The following is a 17,945-nucleotide window of genomic DNA, read 5'->3' on the forward strand; positions in this document are numbered from 1 at the left end:
CAAGTTAATGATAACAATTGACTGAGCTTGAAAGCCGTTAAACAAGGTCAAAAATAAAGTAAAAGAGAGATAAACCTTATCTTATCGAGTAAACATTACATTTGTGCGGCGCATATTCTACCACGCATTCGAGCACTGGGCTATCTTGAAGGACAGTCAATATAGGGCTATATAGGGCTAAAACTGAGCTAACGCGTGTGCAAATAATCCGCATTAAGTAAAGATAATGGTAAATGGTGCGGACTCGGTTTTGCATTGCTTTTGGGCGTTAAATCTCTGGTTGCCGGAGGGGATTGGTCTAACAATCCGGCTTGTTGTATATAATCATCAATACTTTTGAGCACGAGCGGGCTGCGTAATTGATCGCCTAACTCACTAATTTGTTTGCGAGATAACCAATGAGTTCGGGTAATGGCGCTATCGAGTGGCGTGGCCTCAATAGGTTGCTCTAGAGCAATGCAGAAGGTATATCGTACAAACGCGAGTTCATCACTGGCACTAAATTGATAAATCCCCACAATGGCTTGCGGTACAATGTCCAGTCCAGTTTCTTCTAACACCTCCCGTGAGCAGGCATCAATAAGTGACTCATTGGCTTCTAAATGTCCTGCGGGCTGATTAAATTTAACCCGGCCATTAATCATTTCTTCAACCAGTAAAAACTTACCCTGGCTGTACACGACACAGGCGACGGTGGTATTGGGTTTATAGCGTTGAGTCATATATTTAATCCCTTATGCGTGTATCGCTAATGTTATTTATGATTAACGGTTAACGTTGGCTGATTTGTTTGTATTGACCATTTTGTAAATCATCTAGACACCATTGACCTATTTTATAACGGATTAATCTTAAGGTTGGGTGGCCTACATGGGCAGTCATGCGTCTGACTTGACGATTTCGACCTTCACAGATTTGCACTTCAAGCCAGGTAGTGGGTATTGATTTTCGCTCTCGTACTGGCGGTACTCGGGGCCAAATAGCGGGTGAGTCCATTACTTTGACCTTTGCCGGTAAAGTCATGCCGTCTTTAAGTTCTACTCCATCGCACAATGCTTGTATTGCAGCATCTGTTGGTTCACCTTCAACTTGTACCCAGTAGGTTTTAAAGGTTTTTTTATTTGGCTGGGTTAGTTTAGCTTGCAGCTTGCCATCGTTGGTGAGCAGTAATAAGCCTTCACTGTCGCGATCTAAACGTCCGGCGGCGTACACGTCACTAATGGGGATAAAGTCTTTTAGTGTTTGTCGACCTGATTCATCGGTAAATTGGCAAAGCACGTCAAACGGTTTATTAAACAACACGATAATGGGATTTTCGACAGGCGGTTTCGCCGGGTTTTTACGTCGAGTTGTTTTGCCCGCGAGTGTAGACTTAGACGTTTGCGATAAGGGACGGCCATTTTTGGCAGCCGTTTTTTTAAATGAACTGAATTTACCTGAGTTTGCCATAAAGGTTTGGATATTATCCTTCGTCGTTTAAGAGTGTTTGTAATAAAGGGGTTGTAATAAGAATTAACATCTTTTATGTCAGTTTACTGTGTATTCGCCCTTAGTGGAATTTGAAAATTGCCAAGAATGATCTATGATGTCCGCCTAAAAATTGTGATCTGTACCTAATTTATCACTGCTTATGGTGTGTTTTTAGCAAAATATACCGTTGCAATGTGGAAAAAATATAATAAAAAATGGGATAGGGGATTTCACATGCAGTGTTCACATTGGATGTGAGCCCTCGTTGCAAATCAAGGTTCGCTCGCGTGAGTGTTATCCACCAAAGCCCATCAAATGCTTATACAATTTATTCTAATAAGTTATTAATTTACAATAATGTAGGAAATATAATGAAAGATAACACTCCAACGATCATATACACAGAAACTGATGAAGCTCCAGCCCTTGCTACACTGTCTTTATTACCTATTATCCGTAATTTTACTGACGCAGCTGGCGTAAAAGTAGAAACTCGCGATATTTCTTTGTCAGGTCGTGTTATTGCTAACTTCCCTGAAAAATTAACTGCTGAACAGAAAATTGCTGATGCATTAACTGAGTTAGGCGAATTGGCTAATCAGCCAGAAGCTAACATCATTAAGTTGCCTAATATCAGTGCGTCAATTCCACAGCTAAAAGCCTGTATTGCTGAACTACAAGCCAAAGGCTATGACATTCCTAACTACCCTGATGAGCCTAAAACTGACGCAGAAAGAGAAACTCAATCGCGTTATGACAAAATTAAAGGCAGTGCGGTAAACCCAGTATTACGTGAAGGTAACTCAGACCGTCGAGCACCAACTTCTGTTAAAAACTATGCCAAGAAAAACCCACATTCAATGGGTAAATGGGCAAGTGATTCACAATCTCATGTTGCGCACATGAATGAAGGTGACTTTTATGGTAGCGAACAATCTGTCACTTTACCCGCTGCAGACAAAGTGAATATCGTATTAATCCAAGATGATGGCAAAGAAGTGGTGCTTAAAAGCGGCCTAGCATTACTGGCTGAAGAAGTGATTGACTCATCGGTGATGAGCAAGAAAGCGTTAGTTGAATTTTACGCTCGCGAAATTGAAGCGGCTAAGTCTGAAGATGTTTTATTATCGCTTCACTTAAAAGCTACCATGATGAAAGTGTCTGACCCTATTTTATTTGGTCACGCTGTTAAGGTTTTCTTTAAAGATGTATTTGACAAGTATGGCGAGCTATTTGCTGAACTCGGTGTCGATGTTAACAATGGTTTTGGTGACGTTTACGCTAAAATTAGTACGCTTCCTGAAGCTAAACGCAGCGAAATTGAAGCTGATATCGCCGCCGTTTATGCAGCGCGTCCAGCATTAGCCATGGTTGATTCAGACAAAGGTATCACTAATTTACACGTACCAAGTGACATCATCATTGATGCATCTATGCCAGCGGCTATTCGTTCATCTGGAAAAATGTGGGGGCCAGACGGTCAGCTACAAGATACTAAAGCCATGATCCCAGATCGTTGTTATGCTGGTGTTTATCAAGAGACTATCGCGTTTTGTAAAAAACACGGTGCATTTGATCCAACCACAATGGGCAGTGTGCCAAACGTGGGTCTTATGGCTCAAAAAGCTGAAGAATACGGTAGCCACGACAAAACATTTGAAATTGGCGCTGCCGGTACTGTCAATGTGATTAACCAAGCAGGCAATGTAATAATGAGCCACAAGGTTGAAGCTGGCGATATTTACCGTATGTGCCAAGTTAAAGATGCACCTATTCTTGACTGGGTTAAGCTTGCGGTAAGACGTTCACGTTTAAGCAACACTCCAGCTATTTTCTGGTTAGACAGTGCTCGTGCACACGATGCTGAGTTAATCAAAAAAGTAACTAAATACCTCGCAGAAGAAGATACATCTGGTTTAGATATTCAAATCATGTCTCCTGTTGATGCAACGCGTGTCACCTTAGAGCGTATCATTAAAGGCGAAGATACCATTTCTGTTACCGGCAACGTGTTACGTGACTACCTAACCGATTTGTTCCCAATTCTTGAGTTAGGCACAAGTGCTAAAATGCTATCTATCGTGCCGTTAATGAATGGCGGCGGATTATTTGAAACAGGCGCGGGTGGTAGTGCACCTAAGCATGTTCAACAGGTAGAAAAAGAAGGTCACTTACGTTGGGATTCTTTAGGTGAGTTTTTAGCACTTGCAGCTTCTTTAGAGCATTTAAGCCAAACGGCGAACAACCCTAAAGCACAAGTACTGGCCGATACCTTAGATGTCGCGATTGGTGAGTTCTTAGACAGCAACAAGTCGCCTTCGCGTCGTGTCGGTGAGTTAGACAACCGTGGTAGCCACTTCTACCTTGGCCTTTATTGGGCGAATGCACTTGTTAACCAAACTGCAGATAAGCAATTAGCTGAACATTTTGCACCTTTGGCACAATCGTTAGCAGCCAATGAGACGGTTATTTTAGCAGAGCTAAATGGTTCACAAGGCCCAGCCGTTGATTTAGGCGGTTACTACCGTTTAGATGCCGCTAAAGCAGAAAAAGCCATGCGTCCAAGTGCAACATTAAATAAATTTATTGGTTAATTTGCTTGTTAATTAATGGGGCATTACTTTGAATTGAGTTTGAATTTGAAGCTCTGTCCTTATTAATAACAAATTTATGCTTTATTTTTAGACAATAAAAAAGACAGGGATTAAAATCCCTGTCTTTTTGTTTTATAGTCTCTACCTACTATTTTGTAGGTGAGATGGCTGAAGCATGCATTCCTTTAGGACCTTCTTCAACTTCGAAGCACACAGGTTGACCTGCTTTTAAGGTACGATAACCTTCCATTTCGATAGTTGAATAGTGCGCAAATACATCCTCGCCACCCTGATCTGGGCAAATAAACCCGAATCCTTTGGCGTTGTTGAACCACTTTACAGTTCCGTTTGCCATACTTCCACTTCCTTCTGTTGTCTACTTACCAGTAAGATAGTAAAACTTATTATCCAGCGGTCTAGTATTCGCCGCCTAGCAAATAGAATGAAATTTGTACGAAAAGATGTCAAGCATAAATTAACAAAAAGACAACATTTAATTAATTTAATAATATCAAGTGGTCGGGAACCAAACGAGAGGCTAGTATTAAACAATGGCTAAATTAGGCAGTGTAGAACATACCGAAGAAAAGGTTGAATCTGAGCTACAACCACCCCATATGTATAAAGTGGTGCTAAACAATGATGATTACACCCCGATGGATTTTGTGGTTGAAGTATTACAACGCTTCTTTGAGAAAAATGAGCAGCAAGCTGTTGATATCATGTTAGCGATACATCACCAGGGCAAAGGATTGTGTGGGGTTTTCCCATTTGGGATCGCCGAAACTAAAGTTTTTCAAGTAAATCAGTTTGCAAGAGAAAACCAACATCCGTTACTGTGTACATTAGAGAAAGCATAAAAAAATCGTTTTCTTACAGTCTGTGGTTAAATTTAGGGGGTGCTTATGCTGAACAAAGATCTGGAAGTCACCTTGAACCTAGCGTTTCAGCAAGCTAGAGATTCACGTCATGAATACATGACGGTAGAACATTTATTATTAGCGCTTATTGATAATCCAGCCGCGTATGAGGCGTTAATTGCCTGCGGTGCGGATGTTAATCGTCTTCGTGAAGAAGTGGCTAATTTCATTCAACAAACCACACCTATCATTGCAGAGTCACCTGAAGAGCGTGAAACCCAACCGACATTAGGGTTTCAGCGAGTACTTCAACGGGCTGTTTTTCATGTGCAATCATCTGGTCGTAACGAAGTGACCGGCGCAAATGTGCTGGTGGCTATTTTTAGTGAACAAGAATCACAAGCCGTATATTTATTACGTCGTAGCGAAATTACTCGTCTAGATGTGGTTAATTTTATTTCCCACGGCATGAGCAAAGACGAAGAATCTGGTGAATCGTCGGATCAAGAGCGCATTGAAGATCAATCTGACAATAGCGAAGAGCGCAGCATGTTAGCGCAGTTTGCCTCTAATCTTAATCAGCTTGCTAAAGACGGCAACATCGACCCATTAATTGGTCGTGATGCTGAAATTGAACGCGCAATTCAAACCTTATGTCGTCGTCGTAAAAATAATCCATTGTTGGTTGGTGAAGCGGGCGTGGGTAAAACTGCGATTGCTGAAGGCTTAGCCTATCGCATCGTTACCGAACAAGTGCCAGATGTGATGGCCGATGCCACAGTGTACTCGTTAGATTTAGGGGCGTTATTGGCCGGTACCAAATACCGTGGCGACTTTGAAAAGCGCTTTAAAAGCTTACTAAAAGAATTGTCAACAGACGAACATGCCATTTTATTCATTGATGAAATTCATACCATCATTGGTGCAGGTGCAGCGTCTGGCGGGGTAATGGACGCCTCTAATTTATTAAAGCCCTTGTTATCGAGCGGTAAGTTACGTTGCATGGGCTCAACGACGTTCCAAGAGTATCAAAGTATTTTTGAGAAGGACCGCGCGTTAGCGCGTCGATTCCAAAAAATTGATATTAATGAGCCGTCAGTGGCTGAAACCACCAAGATTTTGATGGGACTTAAGTCAAAATACGAAGAATATCACGGTGTGCGTTATACCCAAGCCGCCATCAGCAGCGCTGCTAGCTTGTCCGCGAAGCACATTAATGACCGTCACTTACCAGACAAAGCCATTGATGTGATTGACGAGGCGGGCGCTCGCATGGTGATGATGCCGCAAAGTAAACGCAAAAAAACCATTGGCCAGCCTGAAATCGAAGCAATTATTGCTAAATTGGCGCGTATTCCTGAGAAGTCGGTATCGTCGACTGACAAGGATATGTTACGAAACCTTGAACGTAACCTTAAGATGGTGGTGTTTGGTCAGGATAAAGCGATTGAGAGCCTTAGTGCTGCCATCCGTTTGTCGCGCAGTGGTTTAGGTTCAGAAAAAAGACCTGTGGGTAGTTTTATGTTTGCCGGTCCGACGGGTGTGGGTAAAACAGAGGTCACCAGCCAGCTTGCTTCGTGTTTGAACTTGAAGCTTATCCGTTTTGATATGTCTGAGTATATGGAACGCCACACAGTGTCACGCCTCATTGGTGCGCCTCCAGGCTATGTGGGTTATGACCAAGGCGGGTTGTTAACAGATGCTGTGATTAAAAATCCACATTGCGTGGTTCTACTTGATGAAATTGAGAAGGCGCATCCAGATGTGTTCAACTTACTTTTACAAGTCATGGATCACGGTACATTAACCGACAATAATGGCCGCAAAGCTGACTTTAGAAACGTCACCTTGGTAATGACCACCAATGCCGGTGTGCAGGAGACGATTCGTAAGTCGATTGGTTTCCAGCAGCAAGATCATACTCAAGATGCGTTAGCGGAAATCAACAAAGTATTTTCACCTGAGTTCCGTAACCGTTTAGATTCGATTGTCTGGTTTAATCACTTAGACATGACAGTCATCGCTAAAGTGGTTGATAAGTTCTTAGTAGAGCTTCAAGCGCAGCTAGATGATAAACGAGTCACCTTAGAAGTGAGTGACGAAGCACGTACCTTGTTGGCCGAGAAAGGCTACGACAAGTCAATGGGTGCTCGTCCTATGTCGAGGGTGGTGACCGAATTAATTAAACGTCCATTAGCGGATGAAATCTTATTTGGGATCCTTGAGCGTGGCGGTATTGCGCACATTGATGTCAAAGACGGTGAGATTAATATTGATTGTGAGGCCACTGAGAAGGTGTCTTAAACAGCCGGTTTACTCGGTAAAATGACAATAAAAAGATGACCAAGTGGTCATCTTTTTTTATCCGCAGAATCACTATTCCCACCACATTAATTATGTCATCCGTTCAGATGTTTTATGGTTCTTTATACAACAAAAATTGGTTTGCTGCCTGACCAGATAATGAATAGGATGGAGAGTAGACTCAACAACAAAAAAACCGACTTACAGTCGGCTTTTACAATGTTGAGGCTAGCGATTAACGTGCGCGGAAGACGATACGACCTTTTGATAAGTCATAAGGAGTCAACTGAACCGTGACTTTGTCACCCGTTAAAATACGGATGTAGTTTTTGCGCATTTTGCCAGAGATGTGGGCTATCACCACATGTCCATTTTCAAGCTCTACGCGGAACATTGTGTTTGGCAAGGTCTCAAGGATAGTGCCCTGCATTTCAATGTTGTCTTCTTTCGCCATTAATAAGTTATCCCATTAGCCTTCAAATATGAAAAATCGGGCGTATCATGCCCCAAAATCGCGTAACTGTAAAGGGTGTTAGCAAGAAAGAGGTTCAAGTTGTTCACCAATTTGCCAACCTTGGGGTGTTAATATTTGATAAGGTCGATATTGACGCTTATAACGCATTTTTCGATTTTGATCAATTTGATAGCCTAAATACAAATAACGCTTGCCCATAGACTTAGCCAGTTGGCATTGAATTAAGATCATCAACGAGCCCAATGAGCGGTCTGCATAGTCAGGATCAAAATAACTGTAGATAGCAGAAAAGCTGTGGACCATGTTGTCGGTGACAGCAACCCCAATCAGTTGGTCTTTATCAAACACTTCAATAAACATGGGCGGTAGCCAATCAGACAATAAAAAATCATCATACTGGGTTTGAGAGGCCGGATACATTGGTCCGTCGTTATGACGTTCTTTAATATAACGTTGATAAAGCTCAAAATGTTCAGGGCGAGTTTGGTAATTTACTTTCCAGTGTAAATCTTGACTATTTTTTAAGGTTCTCTTTTGGCGTTTTGACAATACAAAATCGTGCACATTTAGGCGTATCGATTGGCACGCTTGGCAACTCGGACAGCGCGGTTTATAGATTGAATTACCATTACGACGAAAGCCCATCCCCAGCAATTGCTCAAATAAAGCTCCGTCAATATGCGGTTCTTGGATAATGAGTAATTGCTCTTTGTTGCCTTCAATATAATTGCAATCAAATGGTTGGCTTATTCCGACACTCACAGATTTAGAATTCAATTAAGACCTCTTGTTTGTTCCATATCGATGGCGATATTGATTGGTCTCGATAACGGTGAAGTAAGGTTAAAAAATCATGTCTTGGTAGCGCTTTTGCGCCCAAACTGACTAGATGTGGGTTCATTACTTGTGCATCAATGAGTTTAAAACCATGCTGCACCACATGCTGGTTAAGTATAGCAAAAGCGGCTTTTGATGCATTGGTTTGTCGATGAAACATTGATTCGCCACAAAAAACACCGCCAACCGCTATACCATATAAACCGCCCACGAGGTGCTCTCCATCCCATACTTCTATCGAATGGGCTTTACCTTGTAAATGTAACTCGTAATATGCCATTTGAATTTCAGCTGAAATCCAGGTGCCATCTTGTGCGCTGCGAGGGGCTGAACAACCCGCTACAACGTCTAAAAAAGCATAATTAATGGTATAGCGCCAGGTGGATTTTTTAAGGAACTTTAGCAAGCTTTTGCTGCCAAAAGGATAAGTGGGAGTAAACACGGCACGCGGATCGGGCGACCACCATAAAATAGGGTCGCTACTATTAAACCACGGGAATATGCCCTCATGATACGCTTTCAGTAAGCGTTGAGGCTGCAAGTCCCCTCCAATGGCAAGTAAGCCATTTGGGTCGGTGAGCGCATGTTCTGGCGGCGGGAAGCCGATAGACCGATTTAAATAAGACAGTGAGTTCACAATTGAGTATATTAATTGTCATACCTTATCGTTAACTTAGCGGAAAATAGCGATGTTTAAAATAATAACCGTCACCGGAAAGAGTTTTTTTGCTGTATTACTGACATTTTGCTTGTTTAGTAGCCTGGCACAAGCCGCTTATGAGCGTAACCAGGCTGTGCCGGTTGAGAAAGTGTTGTACGGCAACATTGAGTCAGTACGGCAGGTGAATGAAAAGCAATTAGTCGAAGACAGCCGCAGCGGTTGGAAAACATTTGGCGGAGCCTTAATCGGTGGGGTGATTGGTCATCAATTTGGCAGTGGATCTGGCCAGGATGTGGCTACGGTATTGGGTGCGTTAATTGGTGGCGGTTTAGGCAGTCAGCATGGACAATCGGCCTATTATCTTGAAAATAAACTGGTAGAATTAATGATCACTCAAGAAGATGGCAGCCAAGTGATGGTGATTCAAGATCTCGACCCTGGCATGAGCTTTAGTGCTGGTGATGAAGTGCGAGTGGTATATTTAAAAGGTTATGTCCGAGTCGATTTAGCCATGTAATTCGATTAATCTGACAACAATCGATTAAACAAGAAAGTATCAATAACATAAAAGGAGCCTAGGCTCCTTTTGTGTTGATGCTAATTTATTTTATACGAATAAGCCGTATTAAATTAGAATCCTCGTGGCAAGGTTTGGCTGCCTGCTGCGTTTTCAAGCTTTTGACGCCATAATTGTTTAGGCGTTAACCCACAAGATGTCGCAGTGGCTTTTTTACTGGGTTGCGTCTTAGCAGGTTTAACTTCTGTTTTAACCGCAGCTTTTGCGCTAGAGGCTTTTATTTCAGAGGCTGGGCTTGCTGCACACAACTCGCCATGCATGGTTTCAAGTTCGCTAAAACGTACCGATTTACCACCGTCGATTTTATACCAGCTGCCAGCTTGCTCAATCGACACCGCTTTGCCCGATTGTTTTTCAAGTGCCATTTGCAGTTGGCTGATGACCTCTTCTTTAGTCAATGTTGTCATAGTTAATAACCTATTTGTTATCATGTTAAATGAAGGTTGTAATGAATTTTAAAGTGTTAACACTATAAAAGTCCAATTGACTGCTAAAATTGTTGGTTTATCACTCATAAAGTCGTTTTTATCGACATATTTCACTGCTATTGCTGAAATATTCGGGCTTGAGTTAAACTGTATGTCATCGCATCGTGGCGTTAACTCGACATGATTTTTACTGTTAATGTTAATCGTTCAGTAAAGTCATCATCCCATTATTTTTGGTCACACTCAATCGAGTGAACCCTTACAGCTTCACAGTACTTTTAGGAATATTATGTCTACAAATCAGCATGGAAAGTCCGTTATCTCGCGACAAGCTCTCTCGTCGTATTTAGACACTTTTTTGAATGTTTCAGCGTTTAAAGACTATGCCCCAAATGGATTGCAAGTTGAGGGCAAAGGGCAAGTTCGCACTTTAGTCACTGGGGTTACGGCTTGTCAGGCATTAATAGAACAAGCCATTGCCGTTAATGCTGATGCTATTTTAGTGCATCATGGTTTCTTTTGGAAAAATGAACCAGAAGTGATCACCGGCATGAAATACCGCCGAATTAAAGCCTTAATGGATCATGACATCAGCTTGTTTGGTTATCATTTACCCTTAGATGCGCATCATGGCATTGGTAATAATGCTCAGTTAGCTTATCAATTGGGGATTTTAAGCCCACGAGTGTATGAACCCGTAGCGCAAGATTTATTGTGGCATGGTCATCTAGAACATCCTGTAACGGCAACTGAATTTAGCCAGTTACTCAATAATGTGCTTAAACGTGAACCGTTGCATATCGGTGATAACAGCAAACCCATTGCAACCATTGCCTGGTGTACTGGCGGGGCACAAGATTATATCGATCAAGCGGCGCAAATGGGTGTGGATGCATTTATTAGCGGAGAAGTATCAGAGCGAACTTACCATGCTGCAATGGAGCAAGGGATACATTATTTTGCAGCAGGGCATCACGCCACGGAACAATTTGGCATTAAGGCACTTGGTCAACACCTCGCCAGTAAATTTGATTTAACTCATCACTTTATCGATATCGTTAATCCAGTGTAATTGGGTTTTATCCAGTAATCGCGGTGAGAAAATGTGGTGGGTTAATAAGGAACGTTAATGACGGAATATTTTTTACAGGCTTTTATTTACCTCACCGCAGCGGTGATTGCTGTACCGTTAGCGAATAAATTGGGTTTAGGGTCAGTATTAGGTTACTTGATTGCTGGTGTGGTTATTGGCCCTATTGTTGGGCTTGTGGGCAGCGAAACCAATACGATTCAACACTTTGCTGAGTTCGGTGTGGTAATGATGTTGTTTTTAGTCGGCTTAGAGCTTGAGCCCAAAATGCTCTGGGCGATGCGTAATCGCTTGCTAGGCCTTGGTGGTTTGCAAGTCGGTGGCTCAGTGGTTGCGGTTATGGCCTGTGCGATTTATGCCGGATACCAAACCAGTATTGCACTGACAATAGGATTAATTTTCTCGTTATCGTCGACAGCGATTGTATTGCAAACCCTGTCAGAAAAGCGCCTTAACAAAACCCATGCGGGTAAAAATGCCTTTTCGGTATTATTGTTTCAAGATATTGCCGTTATTCCCATGCTGGCGTTTATTCCGTTATTGGCTTTACCTGAACTAGTCGAAAAAGCTCAGGCTGCGGCCAGTAGTTTGAGTGAGCAACATGAACAATTAAGTCTGGTGGCATCATTACCGGGTTGGGCCTATGCCATTGTGCTGTTATTGGCGATTGCCGTGGTGGTGTTAGGTGGACATTACCTGAGCCGACCACTGTTTAAAATGGTCGCTGAATCTGGCGCGCGCGAAATTTCAACTGCAGCAGCATTAATGCTGGTGATTGGTATTGCGGCGCTGATGAGTTTAGTGGGGATTTCTCCGGCTTTAGGAACTTTTCTCGCGGGCGTGGTATTAGCCAACAGTGAGTTTAAACATGAGTTAGAAGCGAATATTGGCCCTTTTAAAGGCTTATTGTTGGGATTGTTCTTTATAACCGTCGGCGCCGGGATTGATTTTGCGGTGCTGTTTGCTGATTTTGGCGAAATTATTTTAATCACCTTAGGTGTGATGCTTATAAAAGCATTAGTGCTGTATTTATTAGCCTTAATATTTAGAATTAAAGGCAGTGACCGTTGGTTGTTTGCATTAAGCCTTGCTCAAGCAGGGGAGTTTGGTTTTGTGTTACTCAGCTTCAGTGTTCAGCAACATGTTATTCCAACCGATTTAGCGCAAACCTTATCAATAGTCGTCGCCTTGTCGATTTTTTTAACCCCAGGTTTATTCATCTTATTTGATAAAGTGATTTACCCGCGTTTTCAGGTGAAAACCAATCAGCGCGAACAAGATAGTATTGATGATGAAGGGACGGTGATTATTGCCGGGATTGGCCGATTTGGACAGGTGGTGAATCGGTTTTTAATTTCAAATAACATTAAAACCGTGGTGTTGGATTATCAGGCATCACAAGTCGATACCATTAGGCGAATTAACACTAAAGCTTATTACGGTGATGCAACGCGGCCAGATTTACTGAAAACGGCGGGCATTGAAGAAGCATCACTATTTGTGGTGGCGATTGATAATCGTGAGAGCAGTGTTGAGCTAGTGAAATATTTACATCACAGTTACCCAAAACTTAAGATTGTGGCCAGAGCATTTGATAGAGGCCACGGACACTTGCTAAAAGAGGCTGGTGCAGATGTGGTTGAATCAGAAACACATCACTCCGCACTTGAGTTGAGTGTATCGTCATTGCTGCTACTGGGTCACAGTGAAGCATATGCCATGAGGCGCAAAGCCACTTATAAACGCGTAGAAAAAGAAGCGTCAAAGCGGCTATATGATTTTTGGTTAAAAAATTCTGCAGGTGAGCGTTTTAGTAATGACTTTATTAAGTTATTTATGTTGTATGAAGAACGCCTAAAGCAGGCCATGGATGAAGATAATGCTGCTCATCAAGATGATGTTGAAGAGAGTATTTTGGTAAATCATATCGCTGATGTCGATTCAGCCCAAGTTAACCCGTCGATAACCCTATTAAGCAGTAACCGGTAAGCTGTAAGAGCAAAACGTCATTGAGTAAACCATTAAAAAAGACCGCCGAGGCGGTCTTTCTTAATATTGGTTTTTTACAACACAGCTATGTGGTCTATTTAACGCGCATACCTGGTTGTGCACCTTCGTGAGGCTCTAAAATAAACAAGTCTTTACCGCCAGGTCCTGCAGCTAATACCATGCCTTCAGAGTCACCAAATTTCATGGTGCGCGGTGCAAGGTTAGCCACCATAACCGTTAATTTGCCGACTAAATCTTCAGGGGCGTAGGCTGATTTAATCCCTGCAAACACTTGTTTAGTCTCGCCGCCTAAATCAAGCTCAAGGCGCAATAACTTATTGGCCTTTTCAATGTGCTCTGCTTTGCTGATGCGCGCAATACGCAAGTCAATTTTAGCAAAGTCATCGAAGGTAATTTCTGGGCTGATGGGGTCTTGCGCTAATTGATCAACCGCTTCTGTCGGCGCCGGCGCTTGCGTGACTTTTAAGTTCTCTTTAGATGCATCGATAATGGCTTCGATGCTCTTCATGTCAATACGTTGCATTAAAGCTTTAAACGGGGCAATTTCATGGCCAGATAAATCTTGCGCTAAATTGTCCCACGTTAATGTCAGTTGTAAGAAACCTTCAACATCTTGGGCAAGTTTTGGCAGTACGGGTTTAAGGTAGGTCACCAAAATACGGAACAAGTTTAATGCATTACTGCAAACCTGATGTGCTTCTTCTTGCTTGTCATCTTGTTTAACTAACTGCCAAGGTGCCGCGTCGGCAACGTAACTATTTGCAGTGTCGGCTAATGCCATAATTTCGCGCATGGCCTTACCAAACTCACGGGTTTCATAAAATTCGGCAATGGTTTCGCTTTTAGCTAAAAACGACTCAGCTAGGCTGTTGTCAGCGACTTTGGCTAACTTACCGTCAAAACGTTTACTGATAAAACCAGCAGTACGAGAGGCAAGGTTAACCAATTTACCCACTAAATCTGAGTTAACGCGTTGAGCAAAGTCTTCAAGGTTTAAATCTAAGTCATCAATACGGCTATTGAGCTTAGCTGCATAGTAATAACGTAAATATTCAGGATCTAAGTTATCTAAATAGGTACGGGCTTTAATAAACGTCCCTTTAGATTTAGACATTTTTGCGCCGTTTACGGTGACATAACCGTGAGCATAAACGCTGGTTGGTTTACGAATACCCGCACCATCTAACATGGCAGGCCAAAACAAGCTGTGGAAGTAAACAATGTCTTTTCCGATGAAGTGGTACACTTCTGCTGTTGAGTCTAGGCCCCAAAAGTCATCAAAGTTTAGGTCGTCACGTTTATCACATAAGTTTTTAAATGAACCCATGTAACCGATAGGGGCGTCTAACCAAACATAAAAGAACTTACCTGGTGCGTCTGGAATTTCAAAACCAAAATAAGGTGCATCACGTGAGATGTCCCATTGTTGCAAGCCTTGTTCAAACCACTCGCCCAATTTGTTGGCCATTTCTTGCTGTAATGAACCTGATTGGATCCATTCTTTCAACATGCCTTCAAATGCAGGTAAGTCAAAAAAGAAGTGTTCAGTGTCTTTCATTACAGGCGTGGCACCAGACACCGCTGATTTAGGATTGATTAAATCAGTCGTGCTATAGGTGGCACCGCAGTTATCACAGTTATCGCCATATTGATCTTCAGACTTACATTTTGGGCAGGTGCCTTTAACAAAACGGTCTGGCAAAAACATGTTTTTTTCAGGATCGTAAAGTTGTGAGATGGTTTTGGTTTTTATGTAACCCGCATCACGTAGTTTTAAGTAGATGTCGTTGGCTAATTCACGGTTTTCATCGCTATGGGTGCTATGAAAATTATCAAATTGGATATTGAAGTCAGCGAAATCTTGTTGATGCTCTTTTTGCACTTGAGCAATCATTTCTTCCGGTGTGATCCCCATTTGCTGGGCTTTAAGCATAATCGGCGTGCCGTGAGCATCATCTGCACAAATGTAGTGGCATTCATGACCACGTAGCTTTTGGAAACGAGACCAGATATCCGTTTGGATATATTCAAGCATGTGGCCTAAATGGATTGGACCGTTAGCGTAAGGTAGGGCACTTGTGACCAGTATTTTTCGCTGTGATGTTGTCATGTTATCTCTATATCAAATTACACTCAAAATATGCTCCAATCCTAACCGATTGACTTAAATTTTTCATCAAAACATGACTCAAAAAGTGTATTAATCGCTATTTTTTTACCAAGTTCTGATACACTTGTAAAAATTTCACGTTTGGAGCTGCGGTTTTGATTAAAACGCAAACAAATTATCAATTAAGTGATGAATTACTGTCACCTGTTTTAGATATTTTAGAGGCCTTTGTTGATCCTTATCTGAAAAAAGGCTTAGTCTCTGCCGAGTGTGTTAGTTCGCTCGCTATCACGGATAAACGTTTACAATTAGGTCTCGTTTATCCTTATCCTTGTATGACCCAATATCGCGATACTGTCATGGCGATAACCAATCGTTTAGCGGTATTAGATGCCATTGACGAAGTTGAATGTGAAATCGATTTTCAACCTCGTGTTTATTCTGCCCTTACTGCCATTCCTCCTATCCCAAACGTTAAGCAAGTGATTGCTGTTGCATCTGGTAAAGGCGGTGTGGGTAAATCAACTACGGCTGTCAATCTTGCATTAGCGTTAAAAGCTGAAGGCGCAGAAGTGGGCATTTTAGATGCCGATATTTACGGACCTTCAATTCCGCTGATGTTAGGGATCCCGAACTTTCGTCCACAATCGCCAGATGGCAAGCACATGACAGCAGCATCTGCCCATGGCATTTCTGCTCAGTCCATTGGCTTTATGCTTAGTGGTGATGAAGCCGCAGTATGGCGCGGACCTATGGCTGCAGGAGCGTTAGCTCAACTTTTAAATGAAACGCAGTGGCCTGAACTTGACTATTTAATTATCGACATGCCACCAGGAACCGGTGACATTCAGCTGACCTTATCGCAAAAAGTCCCTGTGAGTGGCGCAGTCATTGTGACAACACCACAAGACATCGCTTTAGCGGATGCGAAAAAAGGCATCACTATGTTCAATAAAGTGAACATTCCGGTGCTCGGCATTATTGAAAATATGAGTTTTCATTTATGTCCTGAATGTGGCCATAAAGAACACCCATTTGGGACGCATGGCGGCAGCCAAATAGCCCAAAGGTACAATGTGCCATTATTAGGCGCATTACCACTGCATATTAATATTCGTGAATCTATGGATAACGGCGCTCCAAGTGTGATCAGTGAGCCAGAAAGTGAAGTGTCAGGGATATATCGCGAAATTGCCCGTAAATTAGGGGCAGAATTAGCACTTCAACAAGTTACATCAACCGTAAGCATTAGCATATCAGACGACGAATAAGGTTAAGAGATGAATTCTCAGCAGTGTGTCATTATTGGGATCGCCGGTGCGTCGGCTTCAGGTAAAAGTTTAATTGCCAAAACCATTTTTGAAGAGTTGTGCAGCGATTTAGGCACCAACCAAATTGGGGTAATTAACGAAGATGCCTACTACCGTGATCAAAGTCATATGACCATGGATGAACGAGTTAAAACAAACTATGACCATCCTAAAGCGTTAGACCATCAATTATTAGCGACACATTTAACGCAACTTAAACAGGGTGAAGCAGTTCATATTCCTTGTTATAGCTATACAGAGCACACTCGCACGAGTGACACGTTAGTCATGCAACCTAAAAAAGTCATTATTTTAGAAGGGATCTTATTACTAACAGATCCTAAATTACGTGATTTAATGGACGCGAGTGTGTTTATGGACACCCCTCTGGATATCTGTTTCCTTCGTCGTTTAACCCGTGACGTAGCTGAACGTGGCAGAACCATGGAGTCGGTTATTTCGCAATATAAAAGAACTGTTCGTCCAATGTTTTTACAGTTCATTGAACCGTCAAAACAATATGCTGACATTATTGTGCCACGTGGCGGTAAAAACCGTATCGCCACTGATATTTTAAAAGCAAGAATTCAGCATTTATTAGCTAAGTAGCCTTTCAGGGAGAAAGTGCCATATGCGTTTAACAGATATCGAAATTGAGCAGTGTTTAGATAATGGCACCATTATTATCGATCCACGCCCAGGTATTGATGCTATATCGGGAGTCAGTGTTGATGTCCGTTTAGGGAGTCAATTTCGAGTATTTGAAGACCATACAGCACCTTACATTGATTTAAGTGGCCCAAGTGCAGAAATGCAGTTAGCACTTGATCGTGTTATGAGCGATAAAATCGAAATAACTGACGATAATGCTTTTTTTCTTCACCCTGGTGAATTAGCTCTGGCAATAACTTATGAGAGCGTCACTTTACCGCCAGATATTGTGGGTTGGTTAGATGGCCGCTCATCATTGGCTCGTTTAGGTTTAATGGTCCATGTGACTGCACATCGTATTGATCCCGGTTGGCAGGGTAAAATTGTATTAGAATTTTATAACAGTGGTAAATTGCCGTTGGCGCTTCGCCCGGGCATGACAATTGGTGCGCTTAACTTTGAACGGTTAAGCTCACCCGTTGCACGGCCTTATAACACACGTAAAAACGCTAAGTACAAAGATCAGCAAGACGCTGTGGCTAGCCGGATCAGCCAGGACAAATAATGG

17 protein-coding genes are annotated in these 17,945 nt (G+C 42.3%); 9 read left to right on the forward strand and 8 right to left on the reverse strand.

Annotated elements, in window-relative coordinates; genetic code table 11:
* Positions 1 to 188: 188 nt before the first annotated feature.
* Together IEY42_RS08845 and IEY42_RS08850 are read right to left on the reverse strand one after the other, a co-directional pair.
* Complete coding sequence (locus tag IEY42_RS08845) at positions 189 to 722, reverse strand: NUDIX hydrolase (protein ID WP_188924904.1); 534 nt, start codon at positions 720 to 722, stop codon at positions 189 to 191.
* A gap of 49 nt (positions 723 to 771) precedes the next feature.
* Entirely contained in the window at positions 772 to 1,449 is a 678-nt protein-coding gene (locus IEY42_RS08850) for an rRNA large subunit pseudouridine synthase E (RefSeq protein ID WP_188924905.1), read from the reverse strand.
* A 392-nt stretch (positions 1,450 to 1,841) separates the two neighbouring features.
* Here IEY42_RS08850 and IEY42_RS08855 point away from each other — a divergent pair, with 392 nt between their 5' ends.
* A complete protein-coding gene (locus tag IEY42_RS08855; protein ID WP_188924906.1) occupies positions 1,842 to 4,064 on the forward strand; it encodes an NADP-dependent isocitrate dehydrogenase in 2,223 nt (740 codons plus the stop codon).
* Between the two features lie 148 nt (positions 4,065 to 4,212).
* On the opposite strand, the gene cspD is transcribed toward IEY42_RS08855, so the two are convergent.
* Positions 4,213 to 4,419 (reverse strand): cold shock domain-containing protein CspD, encoded by a 207-nt coding sequence (gene cspD, locus IEY42_RS08860; protein ID WP_160052900.1) that lies wholly within the window; start codon positions 4,417 to 4,419, stop codon positions 4,213 to 4,215.
* Positions 4,420 to 4,615: 196 nt separating this feature from the next.
* On the opposite strand from cspD, the gene clpS reads away from it, so the two are divergent.
* Together clpS and clpA are read left to right on the forward strand one after the other, a co-directional pair.
* Positions 4,616 to 4,924 carry an ATP-dependent Clp protease adapter ClpS gene (gene clpS, locus IEY42_RS08865; RefSeq protein WP_160052899.1) on the forward strand — a complete coding sequence of 103 codons (309 nt, stop codon included), beginning with the start codon at positions 4,616 to 4,618 and terminating at the stop codon, positions 4,922 to 4,924.
* 45 nt (positions 4,925 to 4,969) lie between these two features.
* Positions 4,970 to 7,228: an ATP-dependent Clp protease ATP-binding subunit ClpA gene (gene clpA / locus IEY42_RS08870; protein ID WP_188924907.1), complete on the forward strand. Its 2,259-nt coding sequence runs from the start codon at positions 4,970 to 4,972 to the stop codon at positions 7,226 to 7,228.
* 235 nt (positions 7,229 to 7,463) lie between these two features.
* Here the strand turns inward: clpA and infA are convergent, their stop codons facing one another.
* The 3 genes from infA to aat all read right to left on the reverse strand — a co-directional run bounded on the left by infA (position 7,464) and on the right by aat (position 9,177).
* Positions 7,464 to 7,682, reverse strand: a complete 219-nt coding sequence (infA, locus tag IEY42_RS08875; protein ID WP_011496276.1) for a translation initiation factor IF-1 — start codon at positions 7,680 to 7,682, stop codon at positions 7,464 to 7,466.
* A gap of 78 nt (positions 7,683 to 7,760) precedes the next feature.
* Positions 7,761 to 8,480 carry an arginyltransferase gene (locus IEY42_RS08880; RefSeq protein ID WP_188924908.1) on the reverse strand — a complete coding sequence of 240 codons (720 nt, stop codon included), beginning with the start codon at positions 8,478 to 8,480 and terminating at the stop codon, positions 7,761 to 7,763.
* Positions 8,470 to 9,177, reverse strand: coding sequence for a leucyl/phenylalanyl-tRNA--protein transferase (gene aat, locus IEY42_RS08885; protein ID WP_188924909.1), 708 nt, complete (start codon positions 9,175 to 9,177; stop codon positions 8,470 to 8,472). Before aat ends, IEY42_RS08880 begins: the two co-directional genes overlap by 11 nt.
* Before the next feature lie 52 nt (positions 9,178 to 9,229).
* Between aat and IEY42_RS08890 the strand changes: the two genes are divergently transcribed.
* Positions 9,230 to 9,718, forward strand: a complete 489-nt coding sequence (locus IEY42_RS08890; protein WP_188924910.1) for an outer membrane lipoprotein — start codon at positions 9,230 to 9,232, stop codon at positions 9,716 to 9,718.
* A 113-nt stretch (positions 9,719 to 9,831) separates the two neighbouring features.
* Here the strand turns inward: IEY42_RS08890 and IEY42_RS08895 are convergent, their stop codons facing one another.
* A complete protein-coding gene (locus IEY42_RS08895) occupies positions 9,832 to 10,185 on the reverse strand; it encodes a hypothetical protein (RefSeq protein WP_188924911.1) in 354 nt (117 codons plus the stop codon).
* A 310-nt stretch (positions 10,186 to 10,495) separates the two neighbouring features.
* Between IEY42_RS08895 and IEY42_RS08900 the strand changes: the two genes are divergently transcribed.
* Positions 10,496 to 11,278, forward strand: coding sequence for a Nif3-like dinuclear metal center hexameric protein (locus IEY42_RS08900; protein WP_188924912.1), 783 nt, complete (start codon positions 10,496 to 10,498; stop codon positions 11,276 to 11,278).
* A gap of 57 nt (positions 11,279 to 11,335) precedes the next feature.
* Positions 11,336 to 13,285, forward strand: a complete 1,950-nt coding sequence (locus IEY42_RS08905) for a monovalent cation:proton antiporter-2 (CPA2) family protein (protein WP_188924913.1) — start codon at positions 11,336 to 11,338, stop codon at positions 13,283 to 13,285.
* Between the two features lie 94 nt (positions 13,286 to 13,379).
* Here IEY42_RS08905 and metG read toward each other — a convergent pair whose 3' ends face one another.
* Positions 13,380 to 15,416, reverse strand: a complete 2,037-nt coding sequence (gene metG / locus IEY42_RS08910) for a methionine--tRNA ligase (protein WP_188924914.1) — start codon at positions 15,414 to 15,416, stop codon at positions 13,380 to 13,382.
* Positions 15,417 to 15,571: 155 nt separating this feature from the next.
* On the opposite strand from metG, the gene apbC reads away from it, so the two are divergent.
* The 3 genes from apbC to dcd are packed head-to-tail and all read left to right on the forward strand — an operon-like array spanning position 15,572 to position 17,942.
* On the forward strand, positions 15,572 to 16,687 hold the full coding sequence (apbC, locus tag IEY42_RS08915) for an iron-sulfur cluster carrier protein ApbC (protein WP_188924915.1): 1,116 nt from the start codon (positions 15,572 to 15,574) through the stop codon (positions 16,685 to 16,687).
* Positions 16,688 to 16,696: 9 nt separating this feature from the next.
* Positions 16,697 to 17,335, forward strand: coding sequence for a uridine kinase (udk, locus tag IEY42_RS08920; protein ID WP_188916464.1), 639 nt, complete (start codon positions 16,697 to 16,699; stop codon positions 17,333 to 17,335).
* A gap of 22 nt (positions 17,336 to 17,357) precedes the next feature.
* Complete coding sequence (dcd, locus tag IEY42_RS08925; protein ID WP_188916463.1) at positions 17,358 to 17,942, forward strand: dCTP deaminase; 585 nt, start codon at positions 17,358 to 17,360, stop codon at positions 17,940 to 17,942.
* The last annotated feature ends 3 nt before the right edge of the window (positions 17,943 to 17,945 follow it).

The sequence above is a fragment of the Shewanella algicola genome, assembly GCF_014648035.1.
Taxonomy (GTDB): domain Bacteria; phylum Pseudomonadota; class Gammaproteobacteria; order Enterobacterales; family Shewanellaceae; genus Shewanella; species Shewanella algicola.